General features: G+C 67.5%; 15 protein-coding genes and 1 pseudogene. 10 read left to right on the forward strand and 6 right to left on the reverse strand.

The annotated features are described in order from the left end of the window. The first annotated feature begins 39 nt into the window (after nucleotides 1-39). Nucleotides 40-1,203, forward strand: coding sequence for an ABC transporter ATP-binding protein (locus tag J2852_RS31400; protein WP_246499291.1), 1,164 nt, complete (start codon nucleotides 40-42; stop codon nucleotides 1,201-1,203). 334 nt (nucleotides 1,204-1,537) lie between these two features. Here J2852_RS31400 and J2852_RS31950 read toward each other — a convergent pair. From J2852_RS31950 to J2852_RS05050, 3 genes and pseudogenes are all read right to left on the reverse strand, one after another. Further along, a pseudogene (locus tag J2852_RS31950) lies at nucleotides 1,538-2,755 on the reverse strand (copper resistance CopC/CopD family protein); the annotation flags it as partial. 16 nt (nucleotides 2,756-2,771) lie between these two features. After that, complete coding sequence (locus tag J2852_RS05045; protein ID WP_209871877.1) at nucleotides 2,772-3,299, reverse strand: YcnI family copper-binding membrane protein; 528 nt, start codon at nucleotides 3,297-3,299, stop codon at nucleotides 2,772-2,774. A 44-nt stretch (nucleotides 3,300-3,343) separates the two neighbouring features. Continuing rightward, on the reverse strand, nucleotides 3,344-3,706 hold the full coding sequence (locus tag J2852_RS05050; protein ID WP_209871879.1) for a DUF2946 family protein: 363 nt from the start codon (nucleotides 3,704-3,706) through the stop codon (nucleotides 3,344-3,346). 228 nt (nucleotides 3,707-3,934) lie between these two features. Between J2852_RS05050 and J2852_RS05055 the strand changes: the two genes are divergently transcribed. Together J2852_RS05055 and J2852_RS05060 are read left to right on the forward strand one after the other, a co-directional pair. After that, nucleotides 3,935-4,819, forward strand: a complete 885-nt coding sequence (locus J2852_RS05055) for an ABC transporter permease (protein WP_209871882.1) — start codon at nucleotides 3,935-3,937, stop codon at nucleotides 4,817-4,819. A gap of 22 nt (nucleotides 4,820-4,841) precedes the next feature. Continuing rightward, complete coding sequence (locus tag J2852_RS05060) at nucleotides 4,842-5,654, forward strand: ABC transporter permease (RefSeq protein WP_209871885.1); 813 nt, start codon at nucleotides 4,842-4,844, stop codon at nucleotides 5,652-5,654. An 18-nt stretch (nucleotides 5,655-5,672) separates the two neighbouring features. On the opposite strand, the gene J2852_RS05065 is transcribed toward J2852_RS05060, so the two are convergent. Continuing rightward, nucleotides 5,673-5,915, reverse strand: a complete 243-nt coding sequence (locus J2852_RS05065) for a hypothetical protein (protein ID WP_209871888.1) — start codon at nucleotides 5,913-5,915, stop codon at nucleotides 5,673-5,675. A 94-nt stretch (nucleotides 5,916-6,009) separates the two neighbouring features. On the opposite strand from J2852_RS05065, the gene J2852_RS05070 reads away from it, so the two are divergent. The 3 genes from J2852_RS05070 to J2852_RS05080 are packed head-to-tail and all read left to right on the forward strand — an operon-like array spanning nucleotide 6,010 to nucleotide 9,212. Further along, a complete protein-coding gene (locus tag J2852_RS05070; RefSeq protein ID WP_246499292.1) occupies nucleotides 6,010-6,492 on the forward strand; it encodes an acyl-CoA thioesterase in 483 nt (160 codons plus the stop codon). A gap of 12 nt (nucleotides 6,493-6,504) precedes the next feature. Then, nucleotides 6,505-7,893 carry a multicopper oxidase family protein gene (locus tag J2852_RS05075; RefSeq protein WP_246499293.1) on the forward strand — a complete coding sequence of 463 codons (1,389 nt, stop codon included), beginning with the start codon at nucleotides 6,505-6,507 and terminating at the stop codon, nucleotides 7,891-7,893. Further along, nucleotides 7,890-9,212 (forward strand): class I SAM-dependent RNA methyltransferase, encoded by a 1,323-nt coding sequence (locus tag J2852_RS05080; RefSeq protein WP_209871891.1) that lies wholly within the window; start codon nucleotides 7,890-7,892, stop codon nucleotides 9,210-9,212. Before J2852_RS05075 ends, J2852_RS05080 begins: the two co-directional genes overlap by 4 nt. A 138-nt stretch (nucleotides 9,213-9,350) precedes the next feature. Here J2852_RS05080 and J2852_RS05085 read toward each other — a convergent pair whose 3' ends face one another. Both J2852_RS05085 and J2852_RS05090 read right to left on the reverse strand, forming a co-directional pair. Continuing rightward, nucleotides 9,351-10,559: a class I SAM-dependent rRNA methyltransferase gene (locus J2852_RS05085; RefSeq protein ID WP_209871894.1), complete on the reverse strand. Its 1,209-nt coding sequence runs from the start codon at nucleotides 10,557-10,559 to the stop codon at nucleotides 9,351-9,353. Nucleotides 10,560-10,651: 92 nt separating this feature from the next. Beyond that, nucleotides 10,652-11,179: a hypothetical protein gene (locus tag J2852_RS05090; protein ID WP_209871897.1), complete on the reverse strand. Its 528-nt coding sequence runs from the start codon at nucleotides 11,177-11,179 to the stop codon at nucleotides 10,652-10,654. A 244-nt stretch (nucleotides 11,180-11,423) separates the two neighbouring features. Here J2852_RS05090 and ccoN point away from each other — a divergent pair, with 244 nt between their 5' ends. From ccoN to ccoP, 4 genes are read left to right on the forward strand one after another with little or no spacing between them, the layout of a single operon-like run. Further along, nucleotides 11,424-12,920, forward strand: a complete 1,497-nt coding sequence (gene ccoN / locus J2852_RS05095) for a cytochrome-c oxidase, cbb3-type subunit I (RefSeq protein ID WP_209871900.1) — start codon at nucleotides 11,424-11,426, stop codon at nucleotides 12,918-12,920. Nucleotides 12,921-12,940: 20 nt separating this feature from the next. Continuing rightward, a complete protein-coding gene (gene ccoO / locus J2852_RS05100) occupies nucleotides 12,941-13,681 on the forward strand; it encodes a cytochrome-c oxidase, cbb3-type subunit II (protein ID WP_209871902.1) in 741 nt (246 codons plus the stop codon). Between the two features lie 13 nt (nucleotides 13,682-13,694). After that, the gene (locus J2852_RS05105) at nucleotides 13,695-13,856 is read left to right on the forward strand and encodes a cbb3-type cytochrome c oxidase subunit 3 (RefSeq protein ID WP_209871905.1); all 162 of its coding nucleotides are present in this window, start codon (nucleotides 13,695-13,697) and stop codon (nucleotides 13,854-13,856) included. Between the two features lie 3 nt (nucleotides 13,857-13,859). Further along, nucleotides 13,860-14,747 carry a cytochrome-c oxidase, cbb3-type subunit III gene (gene ccoP, locus J2852_RS05110; RefSeq protein WP_209871908.1) on the forward strand — a complete coding sequence of 296 codons (888 nt, stop codon included), beginning with the start codon at nucleotides 13,860-13,862 and terminating at the stop codon, nucleotides 14,745-14,747. Nucleotides 14,748-15,027 lie beyond the last annotated feature (280 nt).

Consider the following 15,027-nt stretch of genomic DNA (forward strand, 5'->3'; position numbering starts at 1 on the left):
GAACATAGATACACACAGATGGACTTTGAGGATTTCTGATTGAGCCAGGACGTCCAGCTCGACAAGGTCACCATGCGGTTCGGCGACATCACCGCCGTCCGCAACGTCAGCCTGACCATCCGCGCGGGTGAATTCTTCAGCTTCCTCGGCCCCTCCGGCTGCGGGAAGACGACCATCCTGCGCATGATTTCCGGCTTCATGGAGCCGACCGAGGGGGCCATCCGCATCGGCGGGCGCGACATGCGGGGCATCGGCCCGAACAAGCGGCCGACCGCGCTGATCTTTCAGAACTTGGCCCTGTTCCCCTTGATGACGGTGGCCGAGAACATCGGCTTCGGGCTGGAGGTGCGCGGCGTCCCCGCCGCCGACCGCCGCCGCCGGGTGCAGCGGCTGCTCGACCTCGTGGCCCTGCCGGAGACGGCGGACAAAAAGGTGACGGAGCTTTCCGGCGGCCAGCGCCAGCGCATCGCCATCGCCCGTGCGCTGGGGGTGGAACCAGCGGTCCTCCTGCTCGATGAACCATTGTCGGCGCTCGACCTGAAGCTGCGCCAGCACATGCGGGCCGAACTGCGCGACCTTCAGAAGCGCACCGGCGTGACCTTCATCTACATCACCCACGACCAGGGCGAGGCACTGACCATGTCCGACCGGATCGGCGTGATGTCCAAGGGCGTGCTGGAGCAGGTGGGCGACGGCCGGACCATCTACGATCACCCGGAAACCGCCTTCGTCGCGTCCTTCGTGGGCGAAAGCAATCGCTTTACCGGCACGGTGCTGGAGGCGTCCGCCGATCGCGCGGCGCTCGACACGCCCTTCGGCCGGCTGATCGGCCGCAACCCGCGCGCGCTGAAGCCCGGCGACCGAGCAACCCTGTTCGTCCGCCCGGAACGCCTGACGGCCGGAGCCTCCGCCGACAACGTGGCCAACAATGTGCTGGAATCCCGAGTCACCCACCGCGACTTCGAAGGCGCCTTCATCAACGCCTTTCTGGAAGGCGACATCGTCGTCCAGGTCCCGCATCTCGGCGACGAACCCGCCCTGACCCCCGGCCAGCCCGCCCGCATCGCCTTCCGCGCCGAGGATGCGGTGGTGCTGCCCACCGAATCCCCTCTCCCGCCCCCGGTGGGAGAGGGAGGGGCAGGGAGAGGGGCACGTCGCCAACCGGAACCTCCGTCCGGAACAGCGCCTTTTCGAAGTCGCTGACCAGCACGTCCAGCCGTACGGCCCACGCGCCCGCCGCCGGCAACTCCACCCCGTCCGCCGCATACAGCCCCGGCCCGGCCGAGCCCAACGCCCGCTCCAACGGTTCGATGCCGGCTGAGGGCAGGGCGGCCTGTATGGTGACCTCCTTGACCGACAGCGGCGAACCGTCAACTTGCGTCAAGTGCACTTCGATGCGGTTGGGCCCCGACCGGGCCGGCGTGATCGTGACCACCGCCTGCCGCCCCTTCGACACGATCGCCGCCGTATAGGACGCCTCCACGTCGGACACGGCCCGAGCGCGCGGCGGCGGGGTTGTGCCCATGGCGGCGGTGAACAGCAGGATCAGCCCGGCCACCACCATCTCTGTGAACACGCTGCCGCGCAGCCGCCCCGCCGTGCCGGCCGAGTCCAGCCCCGGCGTCAGGCGCAGCCGGTTGAAGCACGCCAAGCCCAGCAACACCGCCACGCACACCATCTTGCCGAGCCAGATCTGCCCATAGGCGCTGTCCACCACGGCGCGCGGCTCGGCCAGTTGCAGCACGCTCAGCCCCGTCCCGGCGAGCAGCAGCGCCGCCACGGCTCCGATGGCGATGCCGGAAAAACGCCGGACGATCCGCGCGGTCTCCTTCGCCGTCTCGGTCCGCAGCACCACCGCCAGCGGCCACAGCGACCCGACCCAGAAGGCCGCCGCAAAGCCATGCACCGCCACCAGCGGCACGCTCAGCCAGCGCGGCTCCGCCGTGGCCGCGTGCCCGGTCGCGGTCAACGCCAAGGACGCTCCGACCGCCCCGCCGACCAGCAGCACGGTTCCGGTTCGGCCGCGTCCCTCCAGCGCCAGCCCCAGCGCCACGACGATTAGGCTCAACAGCGCCACAACGCCGCTGAACCCGGAGGTGCTGGTGACGCCGGTCTTCCACACGGATGCCCCGGCCAGCGCACCGAGCGGCGCCCCTTCCAGCACCGCGCCGGCCAGACCGACGTTCAGCACCACGGCCATGGCCGCCACCCCGATGGTCAGGCACAGCCCCGGCTTCAGTCGTCCGTTCACCGGGCTCCAGCGCCCCAGCACCAGCGCAAGGAATAGCCCGCCGCCCGCCGCGATCAGCAGGCTCCCGTAATGCAGCGCCCGCCCCAGCGCCGCCGCCAGCACCGTGGCCTCCCGCGCCTGCTCGCCATGCACCGCCGAACGGTCCGGAGGCGCGCCGATGCCGAACAGCAGCGATCCGGCGACCGGGTGCCCGTCCCCGGACGACACGCGGTAGCTGACCACATGCGTTCCCGCTGTCAGTTCGGGGGGAAGGGGGACGATCACCGTTCCATTCTCGGCCTTGGTCGGGCCGGGCAGGGGAAGCGCCTGTCCACCGGGGCCGAGCACCCGGACCGACACCGGCTGCACCGGCTCGTTGAAGCGCAGCCGAATCTCGGCGGGCGGGTGGTCCAGCCGCGCGCCGTCCGCCGGGACGGACTCGACCAGAACGGCATGCGCCCACGCCACCGGCGTTCCCGCCAGCAGCAGCAGGACGGCCAACAGTCCGACGATGCGCCGGCGCATGCCCCTGGGCCTCCGCTTACGGCTTGGCGGTCAGCGTCACGCTGGGCGCCGGCTCCTTGTAGTCGTCGGGGGACTTGCCGGGCTCGGGGATTTCGATCCAGCGGTGCACGCCCTTTTCGCACTCCTGCACCACGGGGAAATGGATCACCGTCCCCACCGGCTGGTCGGGCAGCTTGGCGCGGAAGACGAACTCGTCATAGTGGGCGTCGGGCAGGCTGCCGCCGGTCCAGGCGATCTCGGTGACGCCCTTGGTCAATTTTTCCCCATAATAATCATAGGCTTGGGCGTACTGGCCTTCCTTGGTGGTCAGAGTCCAGCCGGGCTTGGGCATCGGCTTCACGGCGACGACGCCTTCGGGAATCTGCACGCGCAGCGCGGTGGTGGGGGAGTCGCCGCAGCCGTGGCCGACGCGCAGCACGGCCTTGTAGGTGCTGCCGGCGGGGGCCTGCTTGGCCTCCAGCGTGGTGTGGGCGAGGGCGGAGGCGGCGGGCAGGCAGGCCAGGACGGCGGCGGCCAGAATGGCGCCGCGGGTTTCGCGGATCATGGAAAACTCCGGTGTTCGGTTGTCTGACGATGTTGGATCGGGTGTCAGACGACCGCCGGAGGGGCGCGCGCGGAGAAAGGCGGGACGGGCCGCTCGCCGGGCGCGGCATCCATGGACGGGAGCGGCATCGCGACGGCCACCGCCACAGGCACGACCAGCAGCGGACCAGCCGCCGGCCCCAGCAGCTTGCCGCCGTGCAGCGACAGGCAGATCGGGCAGTAGGTGACGTGCGTGGCCTTCCCGGCCGGCGCCTTGTCATGCCCTTGATGGCAGGGCGGCGCCTCGGCTGCGGCGGCTGCGACCTGCATGGTCAGGGCGGCCAGCGGGGGCGGCACATGCGTCGCCATGACGACGGCGTGGAAGACCAGCACCAGCATGGCCAGCCATGCCGTCGCTCCCTTCGTCACCGATGCCCGCCGCCATGCACCCATCTTTGGACTATGAGGCCACGGGAATGGACATGAAAGAACAAATAAGAAAGGGTGATCGTGCCCGCGCGCCGGCTCCGCTTGCGCTTGTCGCAATCGCCATGATAGGCTTGCAGTCCTACATTCCGGCCAAGGCGGACGAATGAAACACAACGCCGTTTTCTGTTTCATAGCGTTGCACGGCGTTTCATTCGGGAACCTGCGCCCGTGACGGAGGTGCTGCGCCGCTATGGGCCGGTGCTGACCGGCCTGATCCTGGCGGCCGTGGCGGTCTGGCTGGCGCTGCTGGTCGTGCTGCCGCAGCTGCTGATGGTGGACTTCTCGTTCCGGCCGTCGCTGCCGCCCAGCAAGCTCGGCGGGCCGGAGGACGTCTACACGCTGAAGAACTACGCGACGCTGTGGACCAACCAGATCCACCTCGCAATTTTCCTGAAGACCATCTGGGCCAGCGCGCTGGTCACCGCCGTGACGCTGGTCGTCTGCTACCCCGTGGCTTTCTACCTCGCCCAGGTGGCGCCCCGGCGCCGGCTGCCCACGCTGATCCTGATGCTGGTCGTTCCCTTCTGGATCAACGAGCTGCTGCGCACCTTCGCCTGGTACATCATCCTGGCCTACAACGGCCCGCTGAACGTGCTGCTGGTCAAGCTCGGCATCTTCACGGAGCCGCAGCGACTGCTGGGCGGCGACGCGGGCGTGATCGTGGGGATGGTGTACGTCTACATCCTCTTCATGGTGTTTCCGATCACCAACGCCATGGAATCGCTGGACCGCAACCAGATCGAGGCGGCGCGGGACTTAGGATCCGGCTGGCTGCGCATCCACCGCCGCATCGTCATCCCGCACGCCAAGCCGGGCATCGCGGTCGGCTGCATCATGACTTTCATGCTGGCGGCGGGCAGCTACGCCGTGCCGGCCCTGCTCGGCGGGCCGCAGAGCCGCTGGTTCACCGAGGTCATCTACAACTGGTTCTTTGAGGGCGGGAACTGGAACCAGGGTGCGGCCTACGCCTTCATACTGCTGGTCCTGTGCATCGGCTTCATCCTGCTGATGATGCGCCTGTTCCGCGTCGGCCTGACGGATATCGCGAAATGACGGGCCAAATGACGGGGGCGAAATGACCGCCGCAACCTTCCGCCGCTGGATGACCGGCGCCTATCTCGTCGTTTTCTTTGGCTATCTGTTCCTGCCGCTGGCCATCATGGCGGCGGCGACCTTCAACACCAGCCGCTTTCCCACCGTCACGCCCTGGATGGGTTTCACGCTGAACTGGTTCACGGCGCTGTGGGCCGACCAGCGCATGTGGCAGGCGCTGGGGACGAGTCTGCTGATCGGGGCGGGGGTGATCGCGGTGGCCGTGCCGCTGGGCCTTGCTGCCGCCCTGCTGCTCGACCGGCTGCACAGCCGTGCGCGGACCTTCCTTTACGCCGTGATGGTGTCGCCGCTGCTGACGCCGGGGGTGATCGTCGGCATCTCGACGCTGGTCTTCTGGCGGCAATGGTTCGGGGTGACGGGCGGGCTGTTCCTGACCATCGTCGCGCAGTCGAGCTTCATCGCCGCCTATGCGATGCTTCTCTTCCTCGCCCGCCTTCAGCGGTTCGATTCGACGTTGGAGGAGGCGGCGCTGGACCTGGGCGCCACGCACGGGCAGGTGTTCCGGCGCATCACGCTGCCGTACCTGACGCCGGCGATCCTGTCGGCGTCCTTCCTGGCCTTCCTTCAGAGCTTCGAGAACTACAACACGACGCTGTTCGTCCGCGGGCTGGACACCACGCTGACGATCTACATCGCGTCCAAGGTGCGCACGGGACTGACGCCCGCGGTCAACGCGCTGTCGCTGATCCTGATCGCGCTGACCATCCTGGGCGCCGTCGTCCACGAGGTCCTGCGCCGGCGCGAAGCGCGCCGGCAGGCAGCCCCGGCGGAGTGACGGCCCCAAAAAGGGCGATCAGTCCTCGTCTTCGTCCGCGTCGGCCTCGATCTGCGAGGCGAGGTCGCGCAGCATGTCGATCACGTCCTCGTGGCTCGTCTCGTCCACGGCGGCGTTGACGGCGGCCTCGATCATGGCAACGGCGATGTAGGGGCCGAGCGGGCCGCCTTCCTTGATCGCCTCGTCCAGGTGCTTCTCGGCGATCGACAGGGCCTTCTCGAACAGGGCCTCGGCCGTCTGGTTGGTTTTCTCGTTGCTCATCATCCGGTCCATAGCGGGTGTTGGTCCGACTCCTATAACACCGCCTCGCTCGCATTGGCGCGGTTATTCGCGCCCGATGCCGCGAATAACCGCCATGATCCAGCTTGTTCCCGGCGCCCGGACCGGCCACATTCGGCGGATGACCGACCAGACCCCAGACCAGCCCCCTGGCCCGACCAGCCCCGATGCCTACCGTTTCTGGACCGGCGAGCGCGTGCGCTTCGCCGACCTCGACGCGCTGGGCCACGTCAACAACAACGCCATCGGCGTGTATTTCGAGCAGGGGCGCGTCGATTTCCTGCAAGAATGCGGCGGCTTCCGTGACGCCGACCCGTGGACCGTCGTTCTGGCCCGCAGCCTGATCGAGTACAAGGCGGAGCTTCGATACCCCGCCACCGTGCGCATCGGCGTGCGGGTGCTGAAGCTCGGCAACAGCTCCTTGGTGGTCGGCGCCGGCGTGTTCGAGGGCGACCGCTGCATCGCCACGCAGGAGGCCGTCTGCGTCATCGTGGACAAGGCCGAACACCGCCCGACCCCCATCCCCGAGGGCTTGCGCGCCGTCCTCGCCCGCTATTAAACGGACTTAAACATGCCCATCCGCCTGTCCCGCCGCACGCTTTTGACTGGTAGCGCCGCCATCGCCGGCGCCGCGATGCTGCCGCGCGTGCCGCTGGCCGGCGAGGGCAAGGCCATCGATCTCACCGCCGGCCCCGCCCGATTGCCGCTCGTCGGCAAGGGCCATCCGGAAACGCTGGTCTGGGCCTACAACGGCCGCGTCCCCGGCCCGGAGCTGCGCTTCCGCCAGGGCGACACCGCCCGCATCGCCTTCGCCAACGGCCTGCCGGAGGTCACCACCATCCATTGGCATGGCCTGCGCGTGCCGAACAACATGGATGGCGTCCCCCACCTCTCGCAGACCGAGGTGCCGTCCGGCGGCCGCTTCGCCTACGAGTTCGCGCTGAAGGACGCCGGCACCTTCTGGTATCACCCGCATTCCAACAGCGGGGTGCAGCTCGCCCACGGCCTGTCCGGCGCCTTCATCGTGGAGGAGCGTGAGCCGATCCGCGTGGACCGCGACCTGCTCTGGGTGCTCGGCGACTGGCGCCTGACCAAGGAGGCGGAGATCGCCGGCGGCTTCGGCCACCCGATGGACAGCACCCACGCCGGCCGCATCGGCAACACGGTGACCGTCAACGGTGCCATCCTGGACGAGGTGCCCGTCCGCGCCGGGGAGCGCGTCCGCCTGCGCCTGATCAACACCGCCAACGCCCGCGTCTTCGCGCTGGAGTTCAAGGGGCACGACCCGCAGGTGATCGCGCTGGACGGGCAGCCGATGCCGCCGCACGCGCCCAAGGGCGGCAAGGTCATCCTCGCCCCCGGCCAGCGCGCCGACCTCGTGCTGGACATGGCCGGCAAGCCCGGCGAGCGGTTCGACGTGGTGGACGGCTTCTACCCGCGCATGGCCTACCGCCTGACGCGGCTGACCTACGGCACCGAGGCCCCCTTGCGGGAATCGCCGCTGGACGCTCCCATCGCGCTGGCGCCCAACCCCTTGCCGGAACCGGACCTCGCCAACGCCGTCCGCCAGGACGTGATCCTCGACGGCGGGATGCACGGCGCCATGCCGAAGGGCGCCGGCCCGCGCGGCCCCTTCTGGGCGCTGAACGGGCAGGCCCCCATGGGCCACCACATGGAGCCGCTCATCACCGCCAAACGCGGCCAAACGCTGGTGACCACCTTCGTCAACGAGACCGGCTGGTGGCACCCGATGCACCTGCACGGCTTCCCCTTCCGCGTCCTGAAGCACAACGGCGAGCCGACCCCGCACCGCGAGTGGCGCGACACCGTCCTGCTCGGCCCCGAAGAGACCGCCGAGATCGCCTTCGTCGCTGAAGAGGCCGGCGACTGGATGCTCCACTGTCACATTCTGGAACACCAGGAGACCGGCATGATGGCCGTATTGAAAGTAACCGCGTGAAACGTTCCTTCTCCAATTCCAAACGCCGCCCGCAAACTTCGTCGGAACCCCTCATCGCCGATGTGACCATCTCGGAGGTCGGCGCACGCGGCGACGGTATCGCCAGCGTCGAGGGCGTCAAGGTTTTCGTCCCCCTGACCGTCCCCGGCGACCGCGTGCGCGTCCGCATAAAGGACGGCGCCAACGAGAAAAGCGCCGATAAGGGCGAGGCCCTGCGCGCGGACCTGCTGGAAATCCTGGAACCCGGCCCCGGCCGTGGCACGGCACCCTGCGGCCATTTCGGCACCTGCGGCGGCTGCACGCTCCAGCACATGGGCGACGGGTCTTACGCGGCCTGGAAGGTCGGGCTGGTGCGCGGCGCGCTGGCCCGCGTCGGGCTGGGCGACCTGCCCATGGAGCCGCTGTCCCGCACCCCCGCCGCCGCCCGCCGCCGCGCCCGCTTCGCGGCGCTGAAGCGCGGCAAGCGCGTCTGGTTCGGCTTCAACGAACGGCTCAGCCACCGCCTTGTCGATCTGGAGGACTGCCCGGTTCTCGTCCCGCGCCTGACCGCGCTGGTCGAGCCCCTGCGCGCGCTGCTGCTTCAGGTCCTTCCCGAGGGCGGGGCCTGCGACGTGATCGCGACCGATCTGGAAGGGGGCATCGACCTCGTGCTGGTTGGCCCGCGCAGCCTCGATCGCACCGCCCGCGAGCGTTTGGTGGCGTTTAACGAGGCCGAGATCGCCCGCATCTCCTGGCAGCCGGACGACCGTGGCGCGCCCGAGCCCATCGCCCACCGTCGCCCCGTCGCGGTGCGTTTCGCGGGCGTGCCGGTCACCCCGCCGCCCGGCGCCTTCCTGCAAGCGAGCGCCGAGGGCGAAGCGGCCTTGGTGTCCGCCGTTCTGGAGCATGTTGGAGAGGCAAAGCGCGTCGCCGACCTGTTCGCCGGGATCGGCACCTTCTCAATACCGCTAGCCCAGCGTTCGGCGGTCCACGCCGTGGAGGGCGACGCCCCGGCGCAGGCCGCCCTGAACAAGGCCACCGGCAGCCTGCGCCTGACCACCGAACGCCGCGACCTGTTCGAGAATCCCCTGACCGCCAAGGAGTTGGCCCGTTTCGACGCGGTCGTCTTCGACCCGCCCCGCGCCGGAGCGGCGGCGCAGGCCCAGGCGCTGGCCGCCAGCAAGGTTCCGCTGGTGGTGGCGGTGTCCTGCAACCCCGCCACCTTCGCCCGCGACGCCCGTACCCTGGTCGATGGGGGCTACACGTTGAAACGCGTTTACCCCGTGGACCAGTTCCTTTGGTCGGCGCATGTGGAAGTGGTCGGGGTGTTCACACGATAAAAAAAGAATAACCACCAAGACACCAAGGGCACAAAGAACTTTATAAAAAGGTCTGGCGGCGCGGATCGTCCTTCCGCCAGTTGACGTCCCTTTGTGAAGTTCTTAGTGTCTTGATGTCTTCGTGGTAAAATTTCTTTTTTAGTCGAGCTGCATCACGATGGCCTTCAGATAGGCCGATTCGGGCAGGTTCGGGTGCACCGGATGGTCCGGGCCGGCCCCGGCGGTGCGCAGGATGCGCCCCGTGCGCCCGGCGTCCGTCAGGCCGCGCGCGACCTGCTCGGCGAAGGTCGGGGTGTCCACGTTGTGGCTGCAGGACGCGCACAGTAGAAAGCCGCCGGGCGCCGTGATCTTGGCGGCCAGACGGGTCATTTTGCGGTAGGCGCGGCACCCCACGGCCAGGTCCTTCTTCGACTTCACGAAGGCCGGCGGGTCGGCGATCACCACCTCGAACTTTTCGCCGGCCGCGTTCAGCCGCTCCAGCTCGTTGAAGGCGTCGGCGCGGCGCGCCTCGAACCGGTCGGACACGCCGTTGGCCTCGGCCGCGCGGGTCGCGTTGTCCAGCGCCCCCTGCGAACGGTCCACCGACACCACCGACGACGCGCCGGCGACCGCGCATAGCACGCCGAAGCCGCCGTTGTAGCTGAAGAAGTCGATGGCCCGCTTGCCCTTCGCCAGCTTGGCGATGAAGGCGCGGTTGTCGCGCTGGTCGTAGAACCAGCCGGTCTTCTGCCCGCCCAGCGGGTCGGCGAAGAAGGTGGCGCCGTTCTCCTCCAGCCGGATCGGGCCGTCGATCTCGCCCTTGGCCAGCCGGGTCTCCTCGGCCAGCCCTTCCAGCGCGCGCTGGGTGCTGTCGTTGCGCAGGATGACCGCGCGCGGGGCCAGCACCTCGTCCAGCGCCGCCAGGATGGCGTCGATTCGCTGGTCCATGAAGACGCTGTTGGCCTGAACCGTCACCACGTCGCCGTAGCGGTCCACGATCAGGCCCGGCAGCCCGTCGGCCTCGGCGTGCACCACGCGGTAATAGGGACGGTCGAACAGCTGGTCGCGCAGCTCGACGGCGCGGCGGAGCCGGCCGGCGATGAAGGCGTGGTCCACCACGGTTGCCGGGTCGCTGGACAGCAGCCGCGCGGCGATCAGCGTGTGCGGGTTGAAGGTGGCGATGCCCAGCGGCGTGCCGCCTGCGTCCAGAAGCCGCACCGGGCTGCCGGGCGGCACGGCCTTGGCCGCCGTGTCCATCTGGACTTCGTTGGAATAGACCCAGGGATGGCCGTGCAGGACGCGCCGCTGGCGGCCGGCCTGCAAATGGATCGCCGGGTATTTGACGGGTTTGGTGATGGTGTCGCTCATGGACCCGCACTGTAGCGGCTTGGCGCCGCCGCGCAATCCGTCACAGGGAGAGGGATGCGAATCAGCACCCCGCCCACACTTGTCACATGCGGCTATTTGCCATCCCGCGCGTCGCCGCGCGGCGGGTGGGCGTGGTTGTCGTTGGCCCCGTCCAGCGGCTTGCACATGCGCAGGGTTTCGGTCCGGTGCCCCTCGTTGCGGAAGCAGGACAGCACGGAATTGTGTGAATCCGCCGCTCCCACGCAGCTTTCCGGCAGCGTGGTGTGGATCGCCGAGCAGCCCAAGCCCCGCGCCAGAACGTCCATGGACCGCAGCAGCGTCTCCGCTGGCCCGGTCATGTCGAACAGATCCAGCACGACGAAATTCTCCACGGCCAAAATTCGACCGTGGCGCAGATGCTCCTCAATGGCGTATGAGAAAAGCCCATGGAGGTACCCCCTCGCGTTCTGCACGGTCATGATGCCGGTCGGAGCCGTGGGGGTATCGACGGACCCAATGAGTGCCGCGGCATACGCGCGCCAACGCTCCACCGCCAGGTCCGGGGCGATGGCACGCACCAGAGGGTAGGCCTGGTCGATTTGACGCTGACCGAGAGGTTTCGCGATGAAGCTGTCGTCCATGCCTGTCCAACCGCGTGAAGGACGGTGAACGATGGCAGGCACCGGTAAGCCCGGTCGTTGACGTAGATCAATGTTGCAAAGTCCACCCCTACACATATTGGGGACTATTGGAGGCAGGCGCGTCCGGCGTCGGCATGCGTACATCGCGCGCGAACCTGCCCCCCTCCTTAACAGTACGTACCCAGCGGTGGTGCAACCTCAGAGGGAGCGGCCCGAGCCGCCCGGGGCAAACGGGAGAGATTGAATGACATCAGCGACTCTGACTCCAGGGGCCGCCCTGGGCAGCCAGCGGGTGTCGGAAGACGTTCGTTATTACGAAGACGCCGTCCGACTCTTCGTCATCGCTGCAGTGTTCTGGGGTGTCGTCGGCTTCCTGGCCGGCACGTTCATCGCGCTGCAGCTTGCGTTTCCGGCGCTGAATCTCGGCCTTGAGTGGACGAGCTTCGGTCGCCTGCGGCCGGTTCACACCTCGGCCGTGATTTTCGCGTTCGGTGGCAACGTTCTGTTCGCCACCTCGCTCTACTCCGTGCAGCGCACCAGCCGCCAGTTCCTGTTCGGCGGCGAGGGCCTCGCGAAGTTCATCTTCTGGAACTACAACATCTTCATTGTCCTGGCGGCGCTCAGCTACGTGCTCGGCTACACCCAGGGCAAGGAATATGCCGAGCCGGAATGGATCCTCGACCTCTACCTGACGGTCGTCTGGGTCCTGTACGCCATCCAGTTCATCGGCACGGTGATGACGCGGCGCGAGTCGCACATCTACGTGGCGAACTGGTTCTTCATGGCGTTCATCCTGACGGTCGCGATCCTGCACCTCGGCAACAACGTCAACGTCCCGGTGTCGCTGACGGGGCTGAAGTCCTACCCGTTCGTGTCGGGCGTGCAGAGCGCCATGGTGCAGTGGTGGTACGGCCACAACGCGGTCGGCTTCTTCCTGACCGCCGGCTTCCTCGGCATCATGTACTACTTCGTCCCGAAGCGCGCCGAGCGGCCGGTCTATTCGTACCGCCTGTCGATCGTGCACTTCTGGACGCTGATCTTCCTCTACATCTGGGCCGGTCCGCACCACCTGCACTACACCTCTCTCCCGGACTGGGCGCAGACGCTGGGCATGACCTTCTCGGTCATGCTGTGGATGCCGTCGTGGGGCGGCATGATCAACGGCATCATGACCCTGTCGGGCGCCTGGGATAAGCTGCGCACCGACCCGGTCCTGCGTTTCCTCGTCACGTCGGTGGCCTTCTACGGCATGTCGACCTTCGAGGGCCCGCTGATGTCGGTGAAGCCGGTCAACGCGCTGTCGCACTACACCGACTGGACGGTCGGTCACGTGCACTCCGGCGCGCTGGGCTGGGTCGCCTTCATCTCCTTCGGCGCCATCTACTACCTGGTTCCGGTCCTGTGGAAGCGCTCGCAGCTCTACAGCCTGCGTCTGGTCAGCTACCACTTCTGGACCGCCACTATCGGCATCGTGCTCTACATCACCGCCATGTGGGTGTCGGGCATCATGCAGGGCCTGATGTGGCGCGCCTACGACAACCTCGGCTTCCTCCAGTACTCGTTCGTCGAGACGGTTGCGGCCATGCATCCCTTCTACGTGATCCGTGCGATGGGTGGCGTGCTGTTCGTCACGGGCGCCCTGATCATGGTCTACAACCTGTGGCGCACGGCCAAGGGTGACGTCCGCATCGAGAAGCCCTATGCCACCGCCCCGCACAAGGCGGCGGTCGGTGCGGCCTAACGCCCGGAGGATCTGAGAAAATGGCTGAGGAAAAAAAGGGCTTTAGCCACGACACGATCGAGCGGAACACGCTTCTGCTCATCGTTCTGATCCTGATCACGGTGGCGATCGGTGGCCTTGTCCAGATCGTCCCGCTGTTCACGATCGAGTCGACGATCGAGAAGGTCGATGGGGTCCGTCCCTATTCGCCGCTCGAACTGGCTGGCCAGAACATCTACATCCGCGAAGGTTGCTACAACTGCCACAGCATGCAGATCCGTCCGTTCCGCGATGAGGTGGAGCGTTACGGGCACTACTCGCTGGCCGCGGAAAGCATGTACGACCATCCCTTCCAGTGGGGCTCCAAGCGCACCGGTCCGGACCTTGCCCGCGTCGGCGGCAAGTACTCCAACGACTGGCACGTCGCCCACTTGGTCGATCCGCGCGCCGTGGTGCCGGAGTCGATCATGCCGGGCTACTCCTGGATGAAGGATCGTCCGCTGAAGTACGCCGACATTCAGGATCACATGAAGACCCTGAAGATCGTCGGCGTCCCCTACACGGACGAGCAGATCGCCAACGCCAAGGCCGACCTCGAAGCGCAGAAGAACCCGGACGCCGACACGGCCGGGCTCGCCAAGCGCTACCCGAAGGCCGTCGTGGCGAACTTCACGGGCAACAAGACCGTCACCGAAATGGACGCCCTTGTGGCCTACCTGCAGGTGCTGGGCACCATGGTGGACTTCACCAAGTACCAGTCGCCGAAGCAGCTCCAGCAGTAACCGGGAGGGATCCGTGGACTTGGATTCGATCACTATCGCCCTGCGGTCCTTCTGGACCGTCTGGCTCGCCCTGCTGTTCTCCGGCATCCTCGTGTATGCCATGTGGCCCGGCAATCGCGGCAAGTTCGAGGACGCGTCCCGGATCCCGCTCAAGGAAGATGGTCAGGAGTTTTAGGCCATGGCACAGAAGGAAAAGGACGCCCTTTCCGGCGTCGAGACCACCGGCCACGAGTGGGACGGCCTGCGGGAGCTGAACAACCCCCTGCCCAAGTGGTGGCTGTACATCTTCTACGTCTGTATCGCGTGGGCGCTCGTCTACTACGTGTTCTACCCGGCGTGGCCGCTGGGCAAGAGCTACACGAAGGGTCTGCTCGGCTACTCGCAGCGCGAGGAAGTCGTGCAGAAGATCGCCGAGGGCAAGAAGGCCCAGGAGAAGTACCTGACCGCCATCGCGGCCACGTCGGTCGAGGACATCCAGAAGAACAAGGACCTCCTTGCCTTCGCGATGGCCGGCGGCCGGTCGTACTTCAACGAGAACTGCGCCGCTTGCCACGGCGCCGGCGGCCAGGGGGCCAAGGGCTTCCCGACGCTGGCCGACGACGTGTGGCTGTGGGGCGGCACCACCGCCGACATCTACAAGACCATCCAGCACGGCATCCGTGCGGATGACGCGGAGACCCGCGGCACGGTCGGCATGGGCATGACCGCGTTCGGCAAGGACGGCATCCTGAACAAGGAGCAGATCGGCCAGGTTGCCGAATACGTCCTGTCGCTGAACAAGCGCTCCACCGACGCGGCCGCCGCCGAAAAGGGCAAGGCCGTGTACGAGGAGAACTGCGTGGCCTGCCACGGTGACCAGGCGCAGGGCTCGGTCGCGGCCGGCATCGACGTCGGCGCTCCGCCGCTCGTCACGGCCAACTGGCTGTACGGTGGCGACAAGGCATCCCTGGTGGAAACCATCACGAACGGCCGCGCCGGCGTGATGCCCGCCTGGGCCAAGCGCCTGGACGACGCCACCGTCAAGTCGCTGGCCGTCTACGTCCACAACCTCGGCGGCGGCAAGTAAGCCAAAGCCAAGGTGCCGGTTTCGGCCGGTAGGGCTCTGAAGTGCCGGGGAGGCGACTCCCCGGCACTTTCTTTTTGTCCAAAGTCCTTTTTTCAGGGTCCAACACGGCCAAACGCGGCCGATTCTCCGTTCGTCCCCCGGCTCGGCCATTGATCCAGCGCAATGCCCCTGCGGCGATGTGACGCCATAGTCCCCGAAATGCCACCGCACCATGTCGGCTCGGCCGCCGATGGGGACGCGCGGGGCGAAGGCCCGATGACGGGCAAGGCCAGAGGTAAGG

It is taken from the genome of Azospirillum soli (genome assembly GCF_017876165.1).
Lineage (GTDB): Bacteria > Pseudomonadota > Alphaproteobacteria > Azospirillales > Azospirillaceae > Azospirillum > Azospirillum soli.